The following is a 25,110-nucleotide window of genomic DNA, read 5'->3' on the forward strand; positions in this document are numbered from 1 at the left end:
GATTCCACCCGGCCCATCCTACGAGCGCTGTTCGCGGACGAAAGCCGTACACCGGCCCCGAACCCGAGTGGCACTGCCGGTACTCCACCTGTGCACAACGAATCTCGTCATCCGCGCTGTCGGCCCCGCCACACCGCGCAACGCCGGGACCATAGGAGCGGACTGCGCACCACAGATCCCGGCGTTCACGGAGGTTACGACACTATTCGCGGACGTAGTAGCGCAACGTGGCGTAGGCGGTGAGAGCGGCGAAGACCACACCGATCGGGGCGATGGTCAGCGCGACCACCGCGATATCGTCCCCGGTGACATGCGGAAAGACATTGCTGTCGAACAGCTGCCCGAGCGCCCGATCGACCACCATGGGCCGCGCGATGAGCAAGCCGAGGAGCGCGAGCACCGAGCCGATGACCGCCGCGACAACCGCCTCCAGCAGGAACGGCAGCTGCGTGTACCACCGGGTCGCACCGACCAGCCGCATGATCCCCACTTCCTCGCGGCGGGTGAACGCGGCGATCTGCACCATATTCGCGATCAGCATCAGCGCCGCGAGCGCCATCACAAGAGCCAAACCGAATGCCGCGTTGCGCAGCCCGTCGAAGATGCTGACCAGCCGGTCGACGATCTCCTTGTCGTTGAGGACCTGCTGCACCCCGGGCCGCGCATGGAACGTCTGGAAGATCCGCTCGTACTGATCGGCATCGGTCATCTTCACCCGCAGCGACGCGGGCAGCCTGGTGTCCTGGATCATCTCGATCATCTCGGGCTGGCCCTTGAAGGTCACCTCGGTGGCTTCCTTCATCGCCTCCGTGCTGTTGACGAACTGGACCGACACCACGCCGCCGGTCTTCTTGAGCTCCGACATCAGCGACCCGCACGGCACCTGGGAGCACTCGAGGTCACTCGCCGAGACATCGTCGGTGAGATACAGCCGTATCTCGACCCGATCCATGAAGTAGTTCTCGGTTTTGTCGGCGATCCGCACCGCGAGCAGGCCACCACCCAGCATGGTGAGCGACACGGCGGTGGTGAGAATCATCGCGATGGTCATCGTGACGTTGCGGCGCAGGCCGGTGAGGACCTCGCCGAACAGGAATCCGAAGCGCATTAGCGGCCCACCCCGTAGACGCCGGTCGCGTCGTCGCGCACCAGACGCCCGCGGTCGAGCTCGACCACCCGCCTGCGCATCGCATCGACGATGTGGTTGTCGTGGGTGGCCATCACCACCGTCGTGCCGGTGCGGTTGATCCGCTCCAGCAGCAGCATGATGTCGCCGCTGGTATCGGGGTCGAGATTGCCGGTCGGCTCGTCGGCGAGCAGCACGAGCGGATGGTTCACGAACGCCCTGGCGATCGCGACCCGCTGCTGCTCACCGCCGGACAGCTCGCTGGGCAGTCGATCGGCCTTACCGCCGAGTCCGACCATGTCGAGCACCTCGGGGACCGTCCGGTCGATGAACTGCTGACGCTTGCCGATCACCTCCAGCGCGAACGCGACATTCTGCTGGACGGTCTTCTGCTGTAGCAGCCGGAAGTCCTGGAACACGCAGCCGATGCGCTGGCGCAACTTCGGCACCCGCCGCCCAGGCAACCGGTCGACCCGGAAGTCGGCGACCTGGATCTCACCGGAGGTGGGCGCCTCCTCTTTGAGGAGCAGGCGCATGAAGGTCGACTTGCCGGAACCGGACGGTCCGATGATGAAGACGAATTCGCCCTTGTCCACATCGACGGTGATGTTGTCCAGCGCGGGTCGCGTCGAGGTCTTGTATGACTTGGTGACGTTCCGCATGGTGATCACGGGGAGCCAGTGTAACCAGCAACCGAATGACCACCGCGTGGCCGAGGACCTTCCGGTGCGAGCGGTCGCTGCCCGTGCCCCTGCCTCATGGGGCGGGTATTGCCGGAAGCACTGCCGCCGGAACGGTGTTCAGGAAGGGAACCGACCCGCCTGGAATGGGGTTATCCGGCTTGACGAACACATACAGCACGAACGTGGCGACCCAGGTTGCCATCAGGATCGCCGTGGATCTACGAGGTCTCACTGATTCCCTCCCGGCGCAACGCCGCGGCTACTCGCACCCGCAGTTCGCGACCGACTTCGAATTGTTTACCTGGCAACGTGCGGGCAACCATTCGGATGTTCATCTGATCGACCGTCAGGTCTTCGACACCCATCACGCTGGGCTCGTCGAGTAGTAGTGGCCGCAGTCGACTGTCTTCGTACGCCTGTGTACCGACCGCGTGCAGGATCTCGTTGACCCTGGTGATATCGACGCTCGCGGCCACCGGCACGTCGATCGCGGCGCGGGCCCAATCCTTGGACAGATTCGTCACTTTCACAATCTGGCCGTTGGGCACGGTAATCACTTCACCGTCCGCGTTACGCAGCGTGGTAATCCGCAGCGTGACATCCTCGACCGTACCCTCGGCCTGCTCCGCGGATCCAGTCACCGCAATGCGAACCACGTCACCGAACCCGTACTGACGCTCGGTGATCAGGAAGAATCCGGCCAGAATGTCCTGCACGATGCGTTGCGCGCCGAAACCGAGTGCGGCACCGAGCACCGCGGCGGGCGCGACGAGTCCGGTCACCGCGAACCCCATCCGTCGCAGCACCTCGATACCGACCAGCACGTACACGATGGTCAGCACGACCCAGGTGACCACCTGCGCCAGCGCGTGCCGGTGTTTGGCCGCTTCGGTCCGCACCAGCGCATCACTGCTGCGGAATCCGGCGTCGATCTTGCGCGTGATCCGATCTCTGATGAAGGTCGCGAACCGGCTGAACAGGACTGCGCCGAGCAGGTAGAGCACGATCTCCAGGCCAGAGGAACGCAGCCAGGTCGTGAAATCGGTGGACGAGGCGAATGCCTGGATCCCCGCGAGATTCATTTAGCTTGCCTGCTCTCGCATTCGCCAGCGGATTCCGGATTCGATGAAACCATCGATGTCACCGTCGAGCACAGCGGACGGATTGTTCACTTCGTGGTTGGTCCGCAGATCCTTGACCATCTGGTACGGGTGCAGCACGTAGGAGCGCATCTGATTACCCCAGGACGCGCCCTCGTTCGTCTTCAGCGCGTCCATCTGGGCGCGCTCCTCCTGACGCTTGCGTTCCAGCAACTTGGCCTGCAGCACGCGCATCGCCGAAATCTTGTTCTGCAGTTGGGATTTCTCGTTCTGGCAGGTCACGACGATACCGGTGGGGATGTGCGTCAACCGGACCGCGGAGTCGGTGGTGTTGACGCTCTGGCCGCCGGGACCCGATGAGCGGTACACGTCCACCCGGATCTCGGTGTCGGGGATCTCGATGTGGTCGGTGGTTTCTACGACCGGTAGCACCTCGACCTCGGCGAAGGAGGTCTGGCGCCGGCCCTGGTTGTCGAACGGGCTGATGCGCACGAGCCGGTGGGTGCCCATCTCCACCGAGAGGGTGCCGTAGGCATAGGGCGACTTCACCGCGAAGGTGGCGCTCTTGATGCCCGCTTCTTCGGCGTAGGAGGTGTCGTACACCTCGACCGAGTACTTGTGCCGGTCTGCCCAGCGGATGTACATGCGCATCAGCATCTCGGCCCAGTCCGCGGCGTCGACGCCGCCCGCACCCGATCGAATGTTGACCAGTGCGTCACGCTTGTCGTACTCGCCCGACAGCAGCGTGCGGACCTCCATGGCCTCCACGTCACCGTGCAGCGCGGCACGTTCGGCGTCGGCGTCGGCCAGCGCGGAAACCTGCGCCTCGCCTTCCTCGCCCTCGGCCAACTCGTAGAGCACGGGCAGATCTTCCAGCCGCTGGCGCAGCTCCTCGACCCGGCGCAGTTCGCTCTGCGCGTGCGACAGCTCACTGGTGACCTGCTGCGCGTGGTCCTGGTCGTTCCACAGGTCCGGGTCGGCGGCCTGATGCTCCAGCTCGTCGATACGGCGGCGCAGCTCCTCGATGTCGAGGACCGACTCGACCGTCTTGAGGGTGGCGTCGAGTTCGGCGAGATCAGCGGAGACGTCAGGGTGCACGATGTCCTAGCCTACTGTGCTGTTCCGCCTGCCCCTAAACCCAGCGCACCACTGAGCGCGACAGGGCTTCGCGCGGCGGACCTGCCGGTCGGGGCACATCCGGGTTCGCGGTGTGACCACGCGGTCACGAGATCGGTCGTCACGTGCGGGACCCGCAGTCGCCGGGGAGCGCGATCAGCTCGATACCGCGCGCAGACCGCCGGGACGGCGGCCGGCGAGCGCATCGAGGGCGTGCGCGGTGGCGTCGTCGGCGGGCAGGTAGACGATCAATTGCTGGTCGTCGTCGGCAGACAGTTCGAGGGTCTCGTAGGACAACCGCAGGTTGCCCGCGTCAGGATGCGCCAGGCGTGTGACGCCCGTCGCGGCCGCAAGACTGGGGACGGACTCCACCTTTCGGGTGAACTCGACGCCTGCCGCGACGGTCAGTTCATCGGCCAGTGCGGCAATGTGCGGATCGGCGCGGAACGGGCCCTGCTCGAGCGCGGCAACCATCTCGTCGGCGATGTGGTCCCAATCCGGGTACACGGTGCGAGCGCGCGGATCGGTGAACACGAACAGCGCCAGATTTGTTCAGCCCTCGTTGTCGAGCAGGCCGGTCGGCGCCATGAGAAGTTCGTAGCCTTCAGTCCAGGCGAGCGGTTCGCGCAGTCGATTGACCACGACCGCGGGCGCGGGCTCCAACCGGTCGAGGACGGCACGAACCGTGGGGCGCACCACGCGCGGCGGCGGTGCGGCGCCCATGCAGCTGAATCCGGCATCGGCGGCCTTGGTCAGCCGGTGCAGGTGAACACGCTCACTCGGCGCGAGGTGCAATGCGTCGGCAAGCGCGCTGAGCACCGGCGGTGAGGGACGACGATCGCGACCCTGCTCGAGACGGGTGATGTATTCGACGCTCACCCCGGCGAGGGTCGCCAGTTCGGCGCGACGCAGTCCTGGGGTCCGGCGGCGAGCACCAGTCGGCAAACCGACCTGGGCCGGAGTGATTTCCCCCGCTACTACCTCCTCTTCGACACCGAAGGCCGCCTCCTCGCCCCCGAAGAACCTGAAGCAGCCGCCCAGGCGATGCTCGACCAACTCCACTGGTGGGCGACCGCCCTCACCACCGCACGCGCCGCCACCCTCGCCGCGTGACCCCGACCTCCGCAGGGAGTGGCACATCGTGGTGGGATCGGCTCGACGATTGCCGCATGTGCCATTCACCGAGCCGATCGTCGGGTGGCTAGGGTTCGGGGGTGGATTCTTCCGATCTCGAACTTGCCCTGCGGCTGGCCGATGAGGCCGACGCGATTACTCGGGCGCGCTTCGGTGCGCTGGATCTGAAGGTTGATTCGAAGCCCGATCTGACGCCGGTCTCCGACGCCGATCTTGCGGTGGAGAAGGCGATCCGGCAGGTGCTCGGGCAGGAGCGGCCCGGCGATTCGGTGCTCGGCGAGGAATTCGGCGGGGATGCGGAGTTCACCGGACGGCAATGGGTGATCGATCCCATCGACGGCACCAAGAATTTCGTGCGCCGGGTGCCGATCTGGGCCACGCTGATCGCGTTGCTCGAAGACGGGGTGCCCGTTCTCGGCGTGGTGAGCGCTCCTGCGCTGACCCGCAGGTGGTGGGCGGCGGCGGGCTCCGGCGCCTGGTCCACCTTCGATCGCGAAGCGCCGAAGTCGATTTCGGTGTCCGGGGTGGCCGAGCTGAGCTCGGCGAGCCTGGCGTTCTCCAGCCTGTCCGGTTGGCGCGAACGCGGGCTGCGCGAGCACTTCCTGGCCCTCACCGACGACGTCTGGCGCGTCCGCGGCTACGGCGACTTCCTCACCTACTGCCTGCTGGCCGAGGGCGCAGTGGACATCGCCACCGAGCCCGAAGTCTCGCTGTGGGATCTCGCCGCCCTCGACATCCTGGTGCGCGAGGCAGGCGGCCGCTTCACCTCGCTGCACGGCGAGCCCGGCCCGCACGGTGGCGACGCCATCGCTACCAACGGTCTGCTGCACGACGATGTGCTCGCTCGCCTCGGCGCCGACTGATTCTTCGGCTCAGTTCGGTGTGAGCCGCTTCTCCATGAGGACCACGCGAGCGGTGCCATGGAACTGCGGCGGCAGCGGTGTTTCCCGAACCTCGAGGAAACCCTGTGCGGCGTAATACTCGCGCAGCACCGGGTTGTCCGCGGCGGTATCGAGTCGTTGCACCGTAATGCCTTGGGCCAGCGTGTATTCGGCGCAAAATCGGATGATGCGGGAGCCGATACCGCGGCCGCGATACTCCGAAGCGACCATGAGCCCATGGATGTATCCGGCGTCGGCGTCGTCCGCACCCCAGAAGTCTGGATCCCGCCAGGCGATCCGGACCGCGGCGGTCAATTCGGTCGGGGTCTCGCGCCACACGAACCATTCACCCCGGCTCGCCTCGTCGGCCACGACCGCGGCGGGGTACTCGCCGGGCAACCATTGCGCGATACCGTTGCCGACCATCCATTCGGCGAGGCGGTCGCGCAGTCGCGCGATGTCGGACGCGTCAGTGGCAGTCGCCACGACCATGGGGGCAGCGTCCAGCATGCGCTCTCCTTCGGTGCTCGTCCAGCTCATCGACGGGCCGGTGTCAGCCGAGATGCTTCAGCTGCGGCCATAGTTCCGGCCAGGCCGCGCGCGGCCTGCGGCAGCGGAAGACCGGCCGACCCTGTTCGTCGTTGTCGATGTCGAAGCCATTGTCGATTCGGCCTCGGATACATCCCGCCCATGTAGTAGGCCTTGCCGCCGGTTGCCACGAACACCAGCATGTACGCGGCCGCGAAAGCTCGGTAGCGAATCGCACGCCACAGCCGCCACAGCCCGAAGGCCCACAGCGGCACCAACAATGGCCCCATCAGACCGAATTGCAGCAGCACGAACGCCGCAGGCGAATCCGAGGTGCCCGACGAGCCACCGGCGATCGCCCTGCCCATTTCCCATTGCGGCCAACCGTTCTCGGCCTGCCACCACAGGTAGGGCAGCCAGATCAGCGCGGCGATACCGGCGGCCATAGGAAAGAACCAGGTAGCGAAGATCTTTCGCGGTCCGACCAGAACCAGTGCCGCCACGAGCGCACCAACGGGGAAGATCAGCAGCAGCTTGTTCTGCAGCCCGACGCCGATCACGAGCCACCTTCTCAGGTCGGCACCGCCCTGTGGTCGGGCGTTGCCGGACCGGCTCGCCGCGCTGTCGGTGACCTCGTCGCCCACGGGGTCCCGCAGCAGTTTCAGTACCAGCAGGGATACCGCCGACCACCCGGCAATATCGAACGACGTGGTGGTGAGCAGGTGCCCGACACCCATCACCAGCGCCGCGGCGGCCACCGACGCCGACGCGAGGGCCTGCGCACCGCGCCCGCCGCCGAATTCACGTGCCATCAGACCCGCGCAGACCACGATGAACGTGGCGACCAGGATCGACGGAAGGCGCAGCAGCAGTAACGAATCGGGATCGATTGCCGACACCGTGCGGGCGAGCAGCGGCGTCAGCGGCGGCTGATCCGGGTATCCCCCATCGAGGCGCCTGCCCGCGGCAAGAAAGTACAGCTCATCGCGGTGGTACCCGTAGCGCGCGGCGAAAGCGAGGAGTAGGGCAGCGAACAGTCCCGCGACGATGGTCACTTGTCGCACCGCGACGATGGTCACTTGTCGCACCGCGACGATGGTCACTTGTCGCACCGCGACGTCGGGCACTTGTCGCACCGCGACGTCGGGCACTTGTCGCACCTGACACAGATCGGCGGCGTAAGCTGCACCTCGACGGGGTTCTTACTCTGGAGTAAGATAGCCTTACTGAGGAGTAAGATAGCTGGGACAAGACCTCACCCCACCCACCCGAGAAAACAGGTGATGATGAGTACTCGAGACAGCGCAACGACGCGACGTCCAGACACGTCCGCTGTTGGCCTGAACCATCCCAAGCGGGACTGGATGGGCGCGGCCATGCGGATCATGACGACCTTCACCGGTTCGGAACTCGCCGAGAAGTACAACCTGCGCAAGCCGATCGAGCGAGTCACCTACGAAGGCACCAAGACCGGCTTCCGCACTCTCGGTGCGGCCACCCGCGCCTTCGCCAAGGTCGCCGGCAGCGGCACACCGAAGCGGCTGGCGGACAACGAGTCGAAAAACAAGGATTTCTTCGACCTCACCCCCAGCGACGAGCAGCAGATGATCGTCGAGACGGTGAAGGAATTCGCCGCCGAGATCCTGCGGCCGGCCGCCTATGAAGCCGATGGCGCCGCCAAGGCCCCGCGCGACCTGCTCGAGCGGGCCGCCGAACTCGGCATCACCCTCATCAACGTGCCCGAGGAGCTCGAGGGCGCGGCCGCCGAGCGAGGCGCGGTCACCAACTCGCTGGTCGCCGAAGCCCTCGCGCATGGCGACATGGGCCTGGCCCTGCCGATCCTCGCGCCGAGCGGCGTCGCGGTTGCCCTCTCCCAGTGGGGCACCGACGCTCAACAGCAGACCTACCTGCCCGCCTTCACCGGCGAGAACGTCCCGCAGGCCGCCGTCGTGATCAGCGAGCCCCGGGCCCTGTTCGATCCGTTCGCGTTGCAGACCAAGGCAACTCGCTCACCCAGCGGCTACCGCATCAACGGCGTGAAGAGCCTGGTCCCCGCCGCGGCGGATGCCGAACTGTTCCTTGTCGCCGCCGAGCTGGACGGCCGGCCTGCCCTGTTCATCGTGCCGTCCGACACCCAGGGCCTGGTCGTCGAGGCCGACCCGAGCATGGGTCTGCGTGCCGCGGGCCTCGGCCGCGTAATCCTCGACAATGTCGCGGTCGGCGCCGACGCCATCCTCGGTGACAGCGACGCCGTGCAGCGCGCCGAGGAGTACGCGGACGCGGTACGCCTCGCCCGCCTCGGCTGGGCTTCGCTGGCCATCGGCACCGGCCAGGCCGTGCTGGACTATGTGATTCCGTATGTGAACGAGCGCGAGGCTTTCGGCGAGCCGATCAGCCACCGCCAGGCGGTCGCCTTCATGGTCGCCAATATCGCCATCGAACTCGACGGCCTCCGGCTCGTGACCCTGCGGGGTGCGTCACGCGCGGAGCAGGGCCTGTCGTTCGCACGCGAAGCGGCGCTGGCAAGAAAGCTCGCGACCGACAAGGGCATGCAGATCGGCCTCGATGGCGTGCAACTGCTCGGTGGCCACGGCTTCACGAAGGAACACCCGGTCGAGCGCTGGTACCGCGATCTGCGGGCCATCGGCGTCGCCGAAGGTGTCGTGCTCATCTAAACCGGCTGGTTCCTTACCTTCCGGCGGCGCGAGCGTCAGGCCCGGAGGAGGTAGCGCAGCGTAACCACGCAGGGCTAGCGAGCGCCGCCAATCAACACAGGAGACATTCCATGATCAATCTCGAACTCCCCAAGAAGCTTCGGGCCAGCGCCAACCAGGCCCACCAGGTCGCCTCGGAAATCTTCCGTCCGATCTCGCGCAAGTACGACCTCGGCGAACACGACTACCCGGTCGAGTTGGACACTATGGCCGCCATGGTCGAGGGCCTCGCCGATTCCGGCACCCAGAAGATCGGCGGCGCGGCCGGTGGCCGCTCGGAGAACAGCGAATCCGACAGCCATGCCACCGAGCTGCTCGGAAACACCAACGGCGGCAATATGTCCGCGCTGCTCAACGCCCTCGAGACCTCCTGGGGTGACGTCGGCCTGATGCTCTCGATCCCCTACCAGGGTCTGGGTAACGCGGCCATCGCGGCCGTCGCCACCGACGAGCAGCTGAAGCGTTTCGGCAAAGTGTGGGCCTCCATGGCCATTACCGAGCCATCTTTCGGCTCGGACTCGGCCGCCGTCACCACCACCGCCGTCCTCGACGGCGACGAGTGGGTTCTCAACGGCGAGAAGATTTTCGTGACCGCGGGCCAGCGCTCCACCCACATCGTGGTGTGGGCGTCGGTCGACCGTAGTCTCGGCCGCGCCGCGATCAAGTCGTTCGTCGTGCCGCGCGACGCCCCCGGCCTTTCGGTGGCCAGGCTCGAGCACAAGCTCGGCATCAAGGCGTCCGACACGGCCGTACTGCTGCTGCAGGACTGCCGGATTCCGAAGGACAACATCCTCGGCAGCCCGGAAGTCAACGTGGAGAAGGGCTTTGCCGGGGTCATGCAGACCTTCGACAACACCCGGCCGCTCGTTGCCGCCATGGCCGTCGGTGTCGCCCGCGCCGCCCTCGAGGAGCTGCGCGCAATCCTGACCGACGCCGGTGTCGAGATCTCCTACGACACCCCGGCCAACAACCAGCACGCCGCAGCCGCCGAATTCCTGCGCATGGAAGCCGATTACGAGTCCGCCTACCTGCTGTCGCTGCGCGCGGCGTGGATGGCCGACAACAAGAAGCCGAACTCTCTGGAAGCCTCCATGTCCAAGGCCAAGGCGGGCCGCACCGGCACCGACGTGACCTTGAAGGCCGTCGAACTCGCAGGCGCCATCGGCTACTCGCAGCGCACCCTGCTCGAAAAGTGGGGCCGCGACTCGAAGATCCTGGACATCTTCGAAGGCACCCAGCAGATCCAGCAGCTCATCGTGGCGCGGCGGGTGCTGGGCAAGACCAGCGCCGAGCTGAAGTGATGCTGAAGTAGTAAGTGCAGCAAGCGAAACCGGTGCGGGTCGATACCACGACTCGCACCGGTTTTCTGTTGCGCGCCGGACCCGGTGCCGAGCGCCAGGTCTTGCTAGTCGAAGATCACCAGATCCGGCACGGCGGCGCCGCCGAAACTTCCGGATGCGCCCGGGTATATCACCAGCTGGGAGCCCGCTCGGCCGGCTGCCCTGCCCAGCGTCGCGCTGGCGTTCGTTTGATTGAGCACGTGCATTGCCCCACCGATCAGCGTGCACCTTTCACCACTCGGCGGGTCACGCAGGGTGAAGTCGTCACCTGATGCATTGACGTAACTGAAATCGCCTGTAGCCATGGAACTCCCGTACTACCGCGCCACTGCACGCGCGGACGAAAGACCTCAGCGTAGGACGACCCGCACTCCCGCGACAGCCGAATTCTTCCGGATTTCCGAGAGACATGCCCACCCGGTGCGGTCTTTCGACAGCGCAATCCGTTACGTTGCTGCACACGCACGGGTTTGCCTAACGTAACGCCTGCGTTGAGTCCAGAATTCAGCGGACGAATTTCCACCGAGCTGTACCAAGACCCCTCAAGGAGACTGGTTATGCACAAGTTGGGTTTGATACGTCGCATCAGTGCCGCACTCGCGGCAACGACCGTAGTCGCTGTCGTATTCACAGGTCAGGCCGCCGCCGATCCGGTGCAGGTCGACTGGAACTCGGCGGTTGGGCAACTGCGGGCCGTGGCCGCGGGGAATCCGGTGGCCGAGCAGGCCGTGGATCGGCTGATGGCCTCCGGCGGCCAGGTGACCACCGCCGAGCAGGTGGCATTGCCCGCACAACCGTTCCAGATGCCGGCGCAATCCGATATCGGCCGCGGTGGCGGCCCCGGCGCCTACGGCACCGGCCTCGCGCTCGGCGTCGACGGATTCCGGATCGGATTCTTCGGCGGCCCAGGCACAATCGCACCGAACCAGAGCGGAGCCAGGCTCGAGGCGACGTGGGTCAACCTGTCCAACGGCCGCAGCGGCACCGAAGTGCTCACCGAGCACAACAATGCCCCTGTGGACACCACCATTCGCACCCGGGCCATCAGCACCGGCGGCGGCATGATCGTGGCCGCGGTGTATGGAACCCTGTGGCACCGCTGGCCGGTCCCGGTGAGCGAGGCGAACCCCGACGGATACCAGTACCAGCTCGGCACCATCTCCACGCCGTCTTTCGGCGCGGTCTACAACTAACCGTTCCCACCACCTCCGAGAGCCGATGCGAGTCTGTCCTGGACGCGCATCGGCTCTCGCCTGTTACACCATGCCGAACGGCACGACGGGGCGCGAAGTTGTCCACTTGTCCGGCATTACGTAGTTCCGTAATTTTGGGGCGTGGGTCTAGAGGAACGGGTCGCGGAGCTGGAACGACGGCTCAGCGTTTTGGAGGCAGGCGACAGTCGGCGCGCGGACGCATCGACGGAGAAGTGGGCGGTACAACGGTTGCAGGAGGATTTCTCCGACGCCGACGAGCCCAACGGTGGGGTGCTGTTCGCCGGGTCGGTGCGACTACCTACCGATGAGCATTACGGGTGGCAGGCACAGTTCACCACTGGTGAGATCATCGAGGACGACTGGTCCGAGGCAGCCGAATGTCTGGCGGCCCTCGGCAGTCCGGTACGACTGCGGCTGCTGCGTGAGGTGATGGGTGGCCGCAGGACCGCGGCCGAACTCGTCGGGCTCGAAGGGGTCGGAACCTCCGGTCAGGTGTATCACCATCTGCGGCAGTTGGCCGCCGTCGGCTGGTTGCACACCGCCGGCCGTGGGCGTTTCGAAGTGCCGGAGGGCCGGGTCGTGCCGCTGCTGGTCGCGCTGGCCAGCGCGCGGCGTTGACTCGGTCGGCGACCGAATCGCTTACGGGATAAGCGGAGTCGCGGTGGCAACACCACGCCTTCTCCTGCCGGCTAGCAGCCGAACAGCACGCCCGCGTTGTCGTTCGGGGTCGCCACCTGCTCCTTCAGACACCCGAACGGGATGACGCCCGCATCGCTCATCTGCACACCCGAGCCGGCCTGTGGATTCACACAGGTGAGGCCGCTGGAGTCCATGCGACAGGTGAAGTCGCGAATGGGCAACATACTGCCGTAGGGCAATTCGGGACCGCGCCCCTGCACGAACGGACCCGGATCGCCGCGGAATGCGCCGACAGTCAGCTTGCCGCCGGTGTAGCGGATCCAGCCGCCCTTCCAGTTGCCGATGCCACTGTGGGGTTTGGCGGGTGGATTCTTCAACTCGACGAGGCAGACCACGCCTTGATCACCATGCTCGTAGTCGGTGATACAGCTGATCTTTCCCGAGGGACTGGTAAAGGCGCGGTCACCGTTCAGCTCGGTCACCGCACCGCTGTCCAGACGGGCGGTGCGGTACCCCGCCGGATCGGCCGCACTACCCGCCCGGGTCCACGACTCCAGATCCGCCACCGACGCGCCGACGGTCGGAGCCGACCGCATCGACGATGCCGACGGCCCGACCGACGTTACCCCGGTCGAGCTCGGGACCGCAGGCGACCGATGATCCTTTTCCGCAGCACAACCGGCCGACAGCAGAACGATGGCCGCGACGGCCGCGATACGCATGCTCCGAACCTTAACGGCACGCTGCGGGAAGGCGCGTCGTGCGCAGTGGCACGCGCCACAGACCGACCGTCGACCGCCGGTTTATCGACATTGTGTGATCCGTCCCACTGCCGCTGATACGGTGAGCTGGCATACACGCCTGTTCGATATCGCTAGGTCGAGAACCGACGCGAGTTCTTGGTGGAGGTGGTTCGACGATGAAGTTGGCGCATGCCTTGGAAACAATCAAGGCACTGGGAGTGCTGCGGGCCCGCGGAGTCAGCGATCCGCGCAGGCCGGGCGAGGCACTGCGGACGATGAAAGAGTCCCAGATCTACGGCCCACAGGCGACATTGATACGGCACTCCGCACGCATCGCGCCGAATGCGCCCGGGCTGGTGGACGAGCGCGGCGAGCTGAGCTACCGCGAACTCGACGAGCAGTCGACCGCCATCGCGCGCGGGCTGCGGCCTGCCGGCCTGACCGAGGGCTCGGTGATCGGCGTCCTCGCGCGCGACCATCGCGGCCTGATCCTGGCCATGGCCGCCGCCGGCAAGCTCGGCGTTCGGGTCGCGCTGATGAATACCGGTTTCGCCAAGCCGCAGTTCGCCGAGGTCTGCGAGCGCGAGAAGGTCAAGGCGGTGCTGCACGACAGCGAGTTCCTCGGCCTGCTGGACGCGCTGCCCACCGACCTGCCGCGCTACCTCACCTGGGTCGACGAAGGCGCCACACTGCCGGACGGCGCGCAGACACTCGACGATCTCATCGCCGCCAACTCGACCGAACCGCTGCCCGCGCCGAGCAAGCCAGGCGGTTTCGTCATCCTCACCAGCGGTACCACCGGCCTACCGAAGGGCGCACCGCGCAGCAAGGTGACCCCGCTGGCCACTGCTCAGATGGTCGATCGAATCCCGTTCCCGGTCAGGGGAACCCAGGTCATCGTGTCGCCGATCTTTCACAGCACCGGTCTCGGGACCTATCTGGTCGCCTCGGCGATGACCAACAAGGTGGTGGTGCGCCGCCGGTTCGACGCCGAAGCGACGCTGAAGATGATCGCCGACCACCAGGCCGAAATGCTGGTGGCGGTGCCGACCATGCTGCACCGGATGACCGAGCTGCCCCCCGAGATCCGTGCCAAGTACGACACGTCCTCGCTGAAGTGCATCCTGTTGGCAGGCTCGGCACTCTCACCGGAGCTGTGCGTCAAGGCCACGCAGGTATTCGGGCCTGTTCTCTACAACCTGTACGGCTCGACCGAATGCGCGGTCGCCACCGTCGCCAACCCGGAGGATCTCGCGCTCGCGCCCGGCACGGTCGGTCGGGCGCCGATCACCTGCGAGGTGCGGCTCTACGACGACAACGACAAGCAGGTCACCGGGATCAACACGACCGCCCGCATCTTCATTCGCAGCGGTGCGCCTTTCGAGGGTTACACCGATGGTCGTCACAAACAGATCATCGATGGCTATATGTCCAGTGGCGACGTCGGCCATTTCGACGAGCACGGGCTACTGATGGTCGACGGCCGCGACGACGACATGATCGTCTCCGGCGGCGAGAACGTCTTCCCGCAGGAGGTCGAGAACCTGCTATTGGAGCGTCCCGACGTCTTCGACGCCGCGGTCGTCGGCGTCGACGATGTCGAGTTCGGTAAGCGGTTGCGCGCCTTCATCGTTCCGGAACCCGGTCCGACGCCGGACGCCGAGGAGATCAAGACCTATGTGAAGGACAATCTCGCCAGGTACAAAGTGCCGCGCGACGTGGTCTTCCTCGACGATCTGCCCCGCAACCCCACCGGAAAACTACTGCGTCGCGTGCTCGTCGAGTACGAGGTACAGACCTGAGCGGATGGCCGTGATCGCGCCGACGTGTCAGTGCTGGGAAGGCTGTTGCGCCGCATCCTGACCGGCACTGCCCCGGAAAAAGCGTTGTGAGCTGGCCGAATCGCCCGATTGAGATACATGACACACTACGTCACAGTTGCTTGCTATTGTTAGCGGCAGCACTGGATCTCGAAGTTGCGGTCCACACCCACCCCCGGTCCCGGTGGGGCGGACCGCGGAAGGCGTTGTCGAATGTCTCTATCCCTGCCCGCGTTGAATGGCTCTGTCCGAAAGGCGGGCGATTTCGCCCAGGGCGTGAACGTCATGGTCAAGCGGCACCTGTTCAACCCGCTCCGGCCCGATCACGCGGCGCGATCAGCGTTCAACGTGCTCAAGTTCGGCCCGTTCGCCGGTGTCGTGATGCATGCGGCCCAGACCCGACCGGGCGCGGCCGCCATCGTCGACGAACGTGGCGAGATGACCTTCGGTCAGCTCAACGAGCAGTCGAGCGCACTGGCACGCGGCCTGCAGTCGCAGGGCATCGAGCCCGGCGACGTGGTCGCATTGCTGGCGCGCGATCATCGCGGCATGGTGCTGAGCCTGCTCGCAACGGGCAAGCTCGGCGTCCGCACGGTCCTGATGAACACCGGCTTCGCGAAACCGCAGTTCGCCGATGTCTCTCAGCGCGAGAACGTCAAAGCTGTGCTGCACGACAGCGAATTCCTCGACCTGATGAGCGCGATCCCCGCCGAGATCCCCCGGGTGCTCACCTGGGTCGACGCGAAGGACAATGCCGATCCGTCGATCCCCACCATCGAAGCGCTGATCGCGGATCGTTCCACCGAACCGCTGCCCGCGCCCGCCAAGCCGGGCGGCATGGTCATCCTGACCAGTGGCACCACCGGTACCCCGAAGGGCGCGCCACGCGACCGGGTGAGCCCGTTCGCCTCGGCTCAGTTCGTCGACCGGGTGCCGCTGCCCAACAACGGCACCATGATCATGGCGGCGCCGATCTTCCACGGCACCGGGCTCTCGCAGTTCACCATCGGCCTGGCCCTGGGCAATCGGGTGATCTTCCAGCAGCGCCGGTTCGACCCGGAGCAGACGCTCGCGAATATCATGCAGTACCGGGCGGATTCGCTGGTCGTGGTTCCGACCATGCTGCAGCGCATTCTCGATCTCGGCGACGACGTGCTGGCGAAGTACGACCCCAGCACCATCAAGGTGATCTTCGCCGCGGGCTCGGCGATCGCTCCCGACGTCGTCACCCGCACGCTCGACTATTTCGGCGACAGCCTCTACAACCTCTATGGCTCCACCGAATGCGCCGTCATGACGGTCGCGACCCCAGCAGATCTGCGCAAAGCCCCGACCACCGCGGGCAAGGCGCCGGTCGGTATCCGCATCGTGCTGCTCGACGAGAACCGCGAGCCGATCACCGAGCCGAACGTCACCGGCACCATCTTCGTGGACAACGGTTTCGCCTTTACCGGCTACACCGATGGCCGCACCAAGGAAATCGTCGACGGCATGATGTCCAGCGGCGATGTCGGGCACTTCGACGCCGATGGCCTGCTCTACATCGATGGGCGTGACGACGACATGATCGTCTCCGGCGGCGAGAACGTCTACCCGCTCGAGGTCGAGAACCTCATCGCGGGCCGCGAGGATATCTTCGAGGCCGCCGTGGTCGGTGTCGAGGACCGGGAATTCGGAAAGCGACTGCGCGCGTTCGTGGTTCCGGGCCCGGAGTCCAAGCGCGACGCCCAGGAAATCAAGGACTTCGTCAAGGCGAACCTGGCCCGCTACAAGGTGCCTCGCGAGGTGATCTTCCTCGACGAGCTGCCCCGCAACGCCACCGGCAAGCTGCTGCGCAAGCCGCTCATCGAGATGGTGGTCGACGGTGGATAGATGACCACCGTCCAAACCGGTGGGGGCATGATTGTTTCCAGATGGAAGCTGCGGATAGCGTGCGATTTCGGGTGTCGACTATCTCGAGATTCGGTGCGTTACCTGTCAGTTATCATCAGCGGGTGAGTATCGAGTCCGGCCGCGATGTTGCGGGAAAACGCAGTGCTGTCGCGCGGTTGCGCGGCGCCGCGGCCGGATCGGTCTCGGGGGCGGTTTCGGTTGCGGCGCACGGGTGGGCGTCCGACGGGATGACACCGAATGGCACCACGTTGGTGCTGCTGGCTGCCGCCGCTGCGGCGATCGGCGCGCTGGTGGCCGGTCTCCCACTACTGCGGGACACCTCGACCGGGCTTGTCGCGGCACTCGTCGCAGGTCAGTTGCTCGGACACCTCGCCATGGGCTGGAGTTCAGGGCATATTCATCACGGCGACGCGCAGCTCACTCCTGCCATGTTCACCGCACATAGCATCGCCGCTGTGCTAGCCACCGCGGCGATCCGCGGCGCCGAGGCCGCCTACCTGATCGGCTGCGCCGTGCTGGCGCGCGTGCTGCCGATGCGCTATCACCCGCCTGCGATCGCCGGTCCCGCGCAGCTGCGTGAGACCCATCGCGACCGTGTCATTCTGCGAGTCTTCGCCGCCGAATCGCTGCGGACCCGCGGTCCGCCACGCGCGGTTCGTCTCTGACCAATTCCTTTACCCGGTGCCCGAGCCGCGTTGCTCGTGCGTCGCTGCCGCCGCCTGGGCAAACTTCCAGCTGCGGGCCGATACTGTCTCGCCTTCGCTTCGCATAGTCGTCGCGGACGCCGAAAACATCGGCCGCAGAAGGTCATTCACCGCTGGTGCGGTGCCTGCGCGAAGCCACCGGCCATCGCCTGCCGACTTCGGTCCAGCCGCAACAGTGCGGCCGACCCGCCGTCGGCTTCCTCGACGGTGCGGCGACAGGTATCCGGGTTCCCTGAACTCCAGAAACGAATCGAACATGAGCATCACCGACGCCAGTCCTCCCGATACCGAATCGGGGGCGCCACCATCGGAATCCAGCGCACCGGAAAAATCAACCCGCCGTCGCAACGGCCTCTACCCCCTTGCCATGCGGCTGCATTTCTATGCGGGCGTCTTCATCGCCCCCTTCATCCTGATCGCCGCGGTCACGGGTGCGCTCTACGCGATCGCACCGACGCTCGAAACAATCGTTTCCCGCGATCTGCTCCAGGTCGATCCGGGTGGCACGCCGAAGCCACTGTCGGAACAGATCAACGCGGCCGTCGCAACCCAGCCGAATCTAGCGCTGGTCGCAGTCGCCCCCGCACCGGGTGCGCAGGACACCACCCGGGTGATCTTCACCGACCCGTCACTCGGTGAGTCCGACCGCCGCGCGGTGTTCGTCAATCCCTACACCGCACAGCCCGTCGGCGACTCGGTCGTCTACGGCAGCTCGGGCGCACTGCCGATGCGCACCTGGATCGACCAGCTGCACCGGGATCTGCACCTCGGCGAGCCTGGCCGCCTCTACAGCGAGCTCGCGGCGTCCTGGCTGTGGATCATCGCGCTCGGCGGTCTGGTGCTGTGGTTGCGCCGGGTCCACAGTCGCCGCAACCGCAATTCGGCGGCCTGGCTGCTGGTTCCCGACCGTTCACAGGGCGGCCGGGGCAGACGATTGAACTGGCATGGCGCCGTAGGTGTCTGGACGCTGCCGGTAGTGCTGCTGTTGTCGGCGACCGGTATGACCTGGTCCACCTATGCCGGTGAGAACATCACCGACTTGCGCCAGCAGCTGAGCTGGACCACCCCCGCTGTGAGCACCGCGCTGCCGGGCGCGGACACCACCTCGCCCGCTCCCGCGGCAGGCGGCGATCACCACCACGGCGGCGGTCACGAGATGCCCGCGCCTGTCGATCCGAGTAATCGAATCGCTCAGGTCGATCGGGTCTACGACACGGCGCGTGCAGATGGTGTGACCGAAGCGGCCGAGATCAGTATCCCGGCCATGCCCGGTAAGGCGTTTGTGGTGAAGGAACGACGAATGCCCGGCGTGTATACCGTCGACGCAGTCGCCGTTGAAGGCGCCACCGGCACGGTCACCGACAAGCTCGCCTACGCCGACTGGCCGCTGATGGCCAAGCTCACCAACTGGGGCATCCAGTTCCATATGGGTCTGATGTTCGGCCTGCTCAACCAGCTGCTGCTGCTCGCGGTGATGATCGGCCTGATCACCGTCATCGTGCGCGGTTATCTGATGTGGTGGAACCGCAGGCCGACTCGCGATGGATCGCCGATCACCATGGGCCGCGCTCCACGCCGAGGCGTGCTGCGCACAACCTCACCGTGGCTAGCGGTGCCGCTGGTTGCCGCCGCACTGGTGGTCGGCTGGTTCGTCCCGCTGGTCGGGCTGAGCCTGCTCGCCTTCCTCGCGATCGATCTGGTGATCGGTCTCCTCGGACGCGTTCGCGCCACCGCATAACCCACTTCTGATCCACCGGGGCCCTGGCGATTACACGCCGGGGCAACGACTCCGGTGTTACCGAAACGACCTACCGAACCTCACAGGTATGGCCGTTGTTTCGCCATGCCTCGAATTCCCTCACAAGGACTACCACCATGAAGATCACCAAGTTCGCCCTGGCCGCCGCATTCATGACGACCGCGGTGGGCATCGCCGCAGGCACCGGCCACGCCGACTCGCTGACCACCGAGTCGATTGCCATCGGATTCACCGCTCGAGCCACCGACGAGTCATCGCTCATCGAAACCGACAGGGGCTCGCTGAGCGTCGAAGGCGGCGTTTTCAAGATCAAGGCCGCCGACGGCACCGTCGTCGCGGGCACCCCACTGACGTTCCGCGTCGACGAGTTCGAGTTCCCGATAGTTGCCGAAATCTCCGGGCGCACAGCGACTCTCACGCCACAAATGGACCTGACACACGCCGTTTACAAGCCGGTCACCCTCCCCTTCGAGGACAAAGCGCCGTGGAAGACCGAATACGATCGCGAGCAGGCCGCCTGGAGCCGCATGGCCAGCACCATCGGCATGGGCGCCTCGATCGGCACCCTGGTCGGCGGCCTCGGCGGCGCGGCCGTCGGCTGCGTCCTCGGCGGCATCCTCGGCGGTGTCGCCGTCGGCGGCACCATCATCGGCCTGTTCGGCCCGTTCCTCCCCGCGGCGGCCGTGGGTTGCGTCGCGGGCATCGCCCTTGTCGGAGCCATCGGCACCGTCACCGGCCAGATCTTTGTGACGGCTCCGGTCGCGATCGGTGCGGCAATCCAGTACTTCACCACCACCAACCAGCCGTTCGTTCCGCCTGCCAAGTAGTCCGGAACACCTCACCGCACAACATAATTCAGCACCCACAACCCCGTCCGGTCACGCCACCGGACGGGGTTTCTCATACGTCCGCCCAACTTGCTGGCGAGTTGCGCGACACCCACCCGGTGTGTCGGCAAACTCGCCGCTCCGCGCCGACCCATCTGATTCGATCGAACATATTTGCGATAAAACTCGCTAACCTGGCCGCCATGGTCCGCTCCCCGCATGAGGCGATGCACCGGCTCTTCCAACACGATCCAGGAGTCTTCACACGCGCATTCCACGAACTGGCCCTCCCCTTCGACGACCCGCTGGAGGTCGCGTTGTTATCGACCGATCTCACCGAAGCCAGGCCGATCGAACGGCGGGTCGACACCGTCATGCGAATCGTTACCGCCCGCGGGCCATTCCTGCTGCTGGTGGAAGCCCAGGGCGACAAAGATCCGGACAAACCAGCATCTTGGGCGTACTACCTGTCACACCTGCTCGCCAAGTTCGGCCTGCCACCGGGGCTACTTGTCGTATGCCAGGACCAATCGACCGCGACCTGGGCGGCAGGCCCATGGCAGCTGGGTCCACCACAATGGTCGAGCCTGGTAGTTCGGCCGCTGATGCTGGGCCCGCACAACGTGCCGGAGGTCACCGATGTCGAAACCGCGGCCGCAGACATTCCGCTCGCCGCTTTGTCGGCGATCACGCACGCCAAAGCTCCCGGCATCGGTGCCATACTGAAGGCACTGGTCACCGCGTTGCGAGACATCGGCAACACCGACGAGGCCCAGCTGTTCGCCGAACTCACCGAACTCGGCCTCGGCAATAGCCCGGCCATCGAGACTTGGAGGAAACTGATGTCCATGGATCTGTCGTTCTTCCGCTCGGAAACGTCCCAACGCCTGCGTGCGGAGGGCGTCGAGCAGGGGCGCGCGGAAGGCATCGTCCAGGGCCACGCCGAAGGCATCGCGGACGGCCTGCTGCGGGTGTTGGATCGTCGCGGCATCGTCATCGATGACGACACACGCGCCCGGATCAAGGCTTGCACAGACCAAGACCGGCTCAATACCTGGATCGACCGATCCCTCACCGCGATCACAATCGCCGATCTCTTCACCGACGAGACCTGACCTCGAAATCAGGGGTCGATAAGCACTGCAGCACAACGCATTCAGCCAAATCTGATCGGGGCACCGAACCGGGAGGCAACAACCGATGCCCATTGATCTGTCCTTCTTCCGCTCAGAAACGTCCCAACGAATCCGAGCGGAAGGTTATGCCATCGGCTTTGCGGAAGGCCGTGTCATTGGCCTTGCGGAGGGCCGTATCCAAGGCCGCGCACGGTCCATCCTGCACATCCTCGATCGACGTGCCATCGCAGTACCGGACGACGTCAGGTTCCGCATCACCACCTGCCTCGATGGCGACCGGATCGATCGATGGTTCGACCGTTGCATAACCGCCACCACGATCACCGACCTCTTCAGCGAAGGGACCTGACGAACCTCACGCGTCGGCTGACGAATCCTCCTCGGTGACCGGAGGTTCAGGGGTCGGTGGGACGACCGGCCGCAGTAGCACCCAGACCAGAAAGACCAAGGCTACTGCGGCCATTCCCATGCCGGACCAGAGGTTGATATTGATGCCGCCGGTTTTGGCTTCCTCGGCGGCGGTGTCGTGGACGAGGCCGGTGATGATGAGGATGACGCCGTAGCTGCCGAGCAGGGCGCCGACGATGGTGCGGATGTCGAAAAGCATCGGCTGGCCTCCTTATCCGACGATGATGTTGAGGGCGATGACCAGGGCGAAGGCTATGCCGGCGAGCAGGACCGGGCGCTGGTACCAGGGCAGGGCATCGGACTCGGGATCGGTGCGCATTTCCTTCGGGGTTTCCGAGTAGACCAGGCCGACGAGTTCGGCAGCGGGCTTCGGCCGGGTCACCATGGTGACCGCGATACTGACGGCGATGTCGACGAAGAAGGCGACACCGGCAGCGACGAAACTCGATCCCTGGCCGGATAATTCGAAGACGTCGGTCTTGTGCAGAATGAAAACCACAATGGCCGAACCGGTTCCGAAAACCAGACCCATCCAGCCCGCGGTCGGTGTCATCCGCTTCCAGAACATGCCGAGGATGAACGTCGCGAACAACGGCGCGTTGAAAAAGCTGAACAACGTTTGCAGGTAGTCCATCATGTTGCTGAAATTCCCCGCGATGAACGCGGTGAAGATCGCGGCGACGGTGGCTCCGACGGTAGCCAGGCGGCCGACGTCGAGGTAATAGTGGTCCGGCCGATCACGACGGACATACTGCTGCCAGAGGTCGTAGCTGAATACCGTATTGAAGGCAGAGATATTGGCCGCCATGCCCGCCATGAACGCCGCGAGCAGGCCGGCGAGCCCGACACCGAGCAGTCCGTTCGGCAATACGTCTTTCATCAGATACAGCAGCGCCTGGTTGTAGGTGACATCCCCGGTGTAGTCCGGATTCGCGGTCACCTGGTCCTTGTACTCGGCCATCTGGGGCACCAGAACGGCGCTGATCATGCCGGGGATCACCACGATCAGCGGGATGAACATCTTCGGGTACGCCCCGATGATCGGAGTGCGCCGCGCCGCCGAGATGGAGTGCGTCGCCAGCGCCCGCTGCACCTCGACGAAGTTGGTGGTCCAGTACCCGAACGAGAGCACGAACCCGAGCCCGAACACGATGCCGACCACGGAGAGGAGGTTGTTGGAAAAGCCACTGAGCGCATTGCCCGGCCACGACTCCAGCTGTGCCGCACCACCCGGCGACGCGGTCACCTTGTCGCGCAGCCCCGCCCAGCCGCCGACCTTGTGCAGACCGACCAGCGTGAGCGGCAGCAACGCGGCAACGATGACGAAGAACTGGAGCACTTCGTTGTAGATCGCCGCGGACAAACCGCCGAGGGTGATGTAGGACAACACGATCACCGCCGCAACGATCACCGAAACCCACAGCGGCCAACCGAGCAGCACATTCACAATGGTGCCGAGCAGATACAGGTTCACTCCGGCGATGAGCACCTGCGCGATCGCGAAGCTCAATGCGTTCACCAGGTGTGCACCGGTGCCGAACCGCCTGCGCATGAACTCGGGCACACTGCGCACCTTGGAGCCGTAGTAGAACGGCATCATCACCACGCCGAGGAACAGCATGGCCGGCACCGCGCCGATCCAGAAGTAGTGGAAGGTCGGGAAGCCGTACTCCGCGCCATTGGCCGACATGCCCATGATCTCGACCGCGCCGAGGTTGGCGGAGATGAAAGCGAGGCCGGTCACCCAGGCGGGCAGCGAACGTCCGGACAGGAAGAAGTCGATGCTGGAGGAGACACGCCGCCTGGCCAGCAGCCCGATGCCGATCACAAAGACGAAATACAGGGCAACCAGGGCATAGTCGACGGGATTCGCATCCAGTTGCAGGCTCGATGCCGCATCGAGATGCACGGTCGCGACGTCGAGCGCGGAGTTGAACACGGGTGAATCGGCAAGCGGCACAGCGGCGTCCCTCCAGGCGATGAAACCGAGCGTCGAGCGGGGTCATGCGTCGTGCGTGTGGCGGCGCGATCTGTCCCGTCGCCCGCCGATGGTGGCGGCTACTACCTACTGTCGGTGATTGTGCCGCATTACCGCAGCACAATCACGCACAAAACCTGGACGGTCGCTCAATCGACGCGGTGTGCGCCAGGGCCCGCCACCACGACGAAGGTGCGCGGATCAGCGAAACCCGCACGGGCGAAGCGATTTCCTACCGCCTCCACGACGTCCGCTGTGCGCTCACGATCCACCAGAGCGATAACGCTGCCGCCGAACCCGCCGCCGACCATGCGCGCGCCGTGCGATCCCGCATCGACCGCCGCAGCGGCAGCCGCGTCCACAGCGGGCGTGGAGACCTCGAAATCATCGCGCAACGAGGCGTGCCCGGCGCTGAGGATCGGGCCTATCGAGCGCGGGTCAGCACCATCGCGCAACATTTCGGCAATCATCAATACGCGCGCGTTCTCGGTGACCACATGCCGGGCCCGGCGCCGCAGTATCGGGTCGGTGAGGCGTTCGAGCGCGTCGATGGTGTCGATATCCCGGAGCGCAGGGACGCCGAGTTCCGTGGCCGCCGCGTCGCATTGCGCGCGCCGGGCGGCGTAGCCGCCGTCGACCAACTCGTGTGCCTGTCCGGTATCGATCACGAGTAGTTCCAACCCGAAACGGTCCAGATCGAAGGGGATCTGTTCGTAGGCGGTGCCAGCGGCCAGGTGCGTGAAACGACGTACATCCAGAAACAGTGCGTGACCTGCCGTACACAGGATCGATGCCGACTGATCGAGTAGTCCGGTCGGCGCACCGGCGTAGTCGTTCTCGGCGGCGCGGGCGATATCGATCAGCTCCCGATCAGTGACCCTCGGCGCGAACAGATCTCGCAGCGCGACTGCTACCGCACACGACAACGCCGCCGACGAGGACAGCCCGGCACCGATCGGCACCGCACCGTCGAGTTCGATGTCGACGCCGGCGATCCTATGCCCGCGTCGCACGAATTCGGACACAACGCCCAGCGGATACCGCGACCAGGCAGGCACTCGATCCCGTTCGGCGGCAAGCGCGCCCACCCCGGCGAGCACCCGGTCCCCTGGCCGCTGGCGCGAGACCACCCGCACATCCCCGGTGTCGAGCACTACGGCGAAACACTCGACAACCAGCGGTAAGGCGATGGGCAACACAAAGCCTTCGTTGTAGTCGGTGTGCTCACCGATGATGTTGACCCGCCCCGGCGCCACCCACTTCTGCACTGGTCCTCGCTTCGTCGATTCGGAGTGTGTCTGACGGCTCGAGGGCACACGTTACGAGACACGCCGCAGGAGCACCGCTTTCGGGCGGTGTGCGTGCGC

At 65.6% G+C, this 25,110-nt stretch carries 23 protein-coding genes and 1 pseudogene; 12 read left to right on the forward strand and 12 right to left on the reverse strand.

Going from position 1 to position 25,110, the window contains the following annotated elements; genetic code table 11:
* Positions 1-202: 202 nt before the first annotated feature.
* From ftsX to AB0M74_RS23305, 5 genes and pseudogenes are all read right to left on the reverse strand, one after another.
* Complete coding sequence (gene ftsX, locus AB0M74_RS23285; protein WP_366528382.1) at positions 203-1,108, reverse strand: permease-like cell division protein FtsX; 906 nt, start codon at positions 1,106-1,108, stop codon at positions 203-205.
* Positions 1,108-1,797, reverse strand: a complete 690-nt coding sequence (gene ftsE, locus AB0M74_RS23290) for a cell division ATP-binding protein FtsE (protein WP_366528383.1) — start codon at positions 1,795-1,797, stop codon at positions 1,108-1,110. The genes ftsX and ftsE overlap by 1 nt, the downstream gene beginning before the upstream one ends.
* Before the next feature lie 230 nt (positions 1,798-2,027).
* Positions 2,028-2,891, reverse strand: a complete 864-nt coding sequence (locus tag AB0M74_RS23295) for a mechanosensitive ion channel family protein (RefSeq protein WP_366528384.1) — start codon at positions 2,889-2,891, stop codon at positions 2,028-2,030.
* The gene (gene prfB / locus AB0M74_RS23300; RefSeq protein WP_366528385.1) at positions 2,892-4,007 is read right to left on the reverse strand and encodes a peptide chain release factor 2; all 1,116 of its coding nucleotides are present in this window, start codon (positions 4,005-4,007) and stop codon (positions 2,892-2,894) included.
* A gap of 174 nt (positions 4,008-4,181) precedes the next feature.
* Positions 4,182-5,165 (reverse strand): annotated as a pseudogene (locus AB0M74_RS23305) (helix-turn-helix transcriptional regulator).
* Between the two features lie 74 nt (positions 5,166-5,239).
* Here AB0M74_RS23305 and hisN point away from each other — a divergent pair.
* A complete protein-coding gene (gene hisN, locus AB0M74_RS23310; RefSeq protein WP_366528386.1) occupies positions 5,240-6,022 on the forward strand; it encodes a histidinol-phosphatase in 783 nt (260 codons plus the stop codon).
* A gap of 9 nt (positions 6,023-6,031) precedes the next feature.
* Here hisN and AB0M74_RS23315 read toward each other — a convergent pair whose 3' ends face one another.
* Both AB0M74_RS23315 and AB0M74_RS23320 read right to left on the reverse strand, forming a co-directional pair.
* Positions 6,032-6,550, reverse strand: coding sequence for a GNAT family N-acetyltransferase (locus tag AB0M74_RS23315; RefSeq protein WP_366528387.1), 519 nt, complete (start codon positions 6,548-6,550; stop codon positions 6,032-6,034).
* 26 nt (positions 6,551-6,576) lie between these two features.
* On the reverse strand, positions 6,577-7,719 hold the full coding sequence (locus AB0M74_RS23320; RefSeq protein ID WP_366528388.1) for a glycosyltransferase family 39 protein: 1,143 nt from the start codon (positions 7,717-7,719) through the stop codon (positions 6,577-6,579).
* Positions 7,720-7,851: 132 nt separating this feature from the next.
* Between AB0M74_RS23320 and AB0M74_RS23325 the strand changes: the two genes are divergently transcribed.
* Complete coding sequence (locus AB0M74_RS23325) at positions 7,852-9,243, forward strand: acyl-CoA dehydrogenase family protein (protein WP_366528389.1); 1,392 nt, start codon at positions 7,852-7,854, stop codon at positions 9,241-9,243.
* Positions 9,244-9,353: 110 nt separating this feature from the next.
* Positions 9,354-10,583, forward strand: coding sequence for an acyl-CoA dehydrogenase family protein (locus AB0M74_RS23330; protein WP_366528390.1), 1,230 nt, complete (start codon positions 9,354-9,356; stop codon positions 10,581-10,583).
* 104 nt (positions 10,584-10,687) lie between these two features.
* On the opposite strand, the gene AB0M74_RS23335 is transcribed toward AB0M74_RS23330, so the two are convergent.
* Entirely contained in the window at positions 10,688-10,927 is a 240-nt protein-coding gene (locus tag AB0M74_RS23335) for a hypothetical protein (RefSeq protein ID WP_366528391.1), read from the reverse strand.
* Between the two features lie 252 nt (positions 10,928-11,179).
* Between AB0M74_RS23335 and AB0M74_RS23340 the strand changes: the two genes are divergently transcribed.
* Positions 11,180-11,815 (forward strand): hypothetical protein, encoded by a 636-nt coding sequence (locus AB0M74_RS23340; RefSeq protein WP_366528392.1) that lies wholly within the window; start codon positions 11,180-11,182, stop codon positions 11,813-11,815.
* A 141-nt stretch (positions 11,816-11,956) separates the two neighbouring features.
* The gene (locus AB0M74_RS23345) at positions 11,957-12,454 is read left to right on the forward strand and encodes a winged helix-turn-helix domain-containing protein (protein ID WP_366528393.1); all 498 of its coding nucleotides are present in this window, start codon (positions 11,957-11,959) and stop codon (positions 12,452-12,454) included.
* A gap of 71 nt (positions 12,455-12,525) precedes the next feature.
* Here AB0M74_RS23345 and AB0M74_RS23350 read toward each other — a convergent pair whose 3' ends face one another.
* Entirely contained in the window at positions 12,526-13,197 is a 672-nt protein-coding gene (locus AB0M74_RS23350) for a hypothetical protein (RefSeq protein WP_366528394.1), read from the reverse strand.
* Between the two features lie 197 nt (positions 13,198-13,394).
* Here AB0M74_RS23350 and AB0M74_RS23355 point away from each other — a divergent pair, with 197 nt between their 5' ends.
* From AB0M74_RS23355 to AB0M74_RS23385, 7 genes are all read left to right on the forward strand, one after another.
* Complete coding sequence (locus tag AB0M74_RS23355; protein WP_366528395.1) at positions 13,395-15,020, forward strand: acyl-CoA synthetase; 1,626 nt, start codon at positions 13,395-13,397, stop codon at positions 15,018-15,020.
* A gap of 231 nt (positions 15,021-15,251) precedes the next feature.
* Positions 15,252-16,910 (forward strand): acyl-CoA synthetase, encoded by a 1,659-nt coding sequence (locus tag AB0M74_RS23360; RefSeq protein WP_366528396.1) that lies wholly within the window; start codon positions 15,252-15,254, stop codon positions 16,908-16,910.
* Positions 16,911-17,032: 122 nt separating this feature from the next.
* On the forward strand, positions 17,033-17,596 hold the full coding sequence (locus tag AB0M74_RS23365; RefSeq protein ID WP_366528397.1) for a hypothetical protein: 564 nt from the start codon (positions 17,033-17,035) through the stop codon (positions 17,594-17,596).
* Positions 17,597-17,891: 295 nt separating this feature from the next.
* A complete protein-coding gene (locus tag AB0M74_RS23370; RefSeq protein ID WP_366528398.1) occupies positions 17,892-19,373 on the forward strand; it encodes a PepSY-associated TM helix domain-containing protein in 1,482 nt (493 codons plus the stop codon).
* A 137-nt stretch (positions 19,374-19,510) separates the two neighbouring features.
* Positions 19,511-20,221 carry a hypothetical protein gene (locus AB0M74_RS23375; RefSeq protein ID WP_366528399.1) on the forward strand — a complete coding sequence of 237 codons (711 nt, stop codon included), beginning with the start codon at positions 19,511-19,513 and terminating at the stop codon, positions 20,219-20,221.
* Between the two features lie 203 nt (positions 20,222-20,424).
* A complete protein-coding gene (locus tag AB0M74_RS23380) occupies positions 20,425-21,336 on the forward strand; it encodes a hypothetical protein (protein ID WP_366528400.1) in 912 nt (303 codons plus the stop codon).
* A gap of 85 nt (positions 21,337-21,421) precedes the next feature.
* Positions 21,422-21,706: a hypothetical protein gene (locus AB0M74_RS23385; protein WP_366528401.1), complete on the forward strand. Its 285-nt coding sequence runs from the start codon at positions 21,422-21,424 to the stop codon at positions 21,704-21,706.
* 6 nt (positions 21,707-21,712) lie between these two features.
* On the opposite strand, the gene AB0M74_RS23390 is transcribed toward AB0M74_RS23385, so the two are convergent.
* The 3 genes from AB0M74_RS23390 to galK form a co-directional block, all read right to left on the reverse strand.
* Complete coding sequence (locus AB0M74_RS23390) at positions 21,713-21,964, reverse strand: hypothetical protein (RefSeq protein WP_366528402.1); 252 nt, start codon at positions 21,962-21,964, stop codon at positions 21,713-21,715.
* A 12-nt stretch (positions 21,965-21,976) separates the two neighbouring features.
* Positions 21,977-23,674: a sodium:solute symporter family protein gene (locus AB0M74_RS23395; protein ID WP_366528463.1), complete on the reverse strand. Its 1,698-nt coding sequence runs from the start codon at positions 23,672-23,674 to the stop codon at positions 21,977-21,979.
* A 218-nt stretch (positions 23,675-23,892) separates the two neighbouring features.
* Complete coding sequence (gene galK / locus AB0M74_RS23400; protein ID WP_366528403.1) at positions 23,893-25,011, reverse strand: galactokinase; 1,119 nt, start codon at positions 25,009-25,011, stop codon at positions 23,893-23,895.
* Positions 25,012-25,110 lie beyond the last annotated feature (99 nt).

It is taken from the genome of Nocardia sp. NPDC051463 (assembly GCF_040681975.1).
Taxonomy (GTDB): domain Bacteria; phylum Actinomycetota; class Actinomycetes; order Mycobacteriales; family Mycobacteriaceae; genus Nocardia.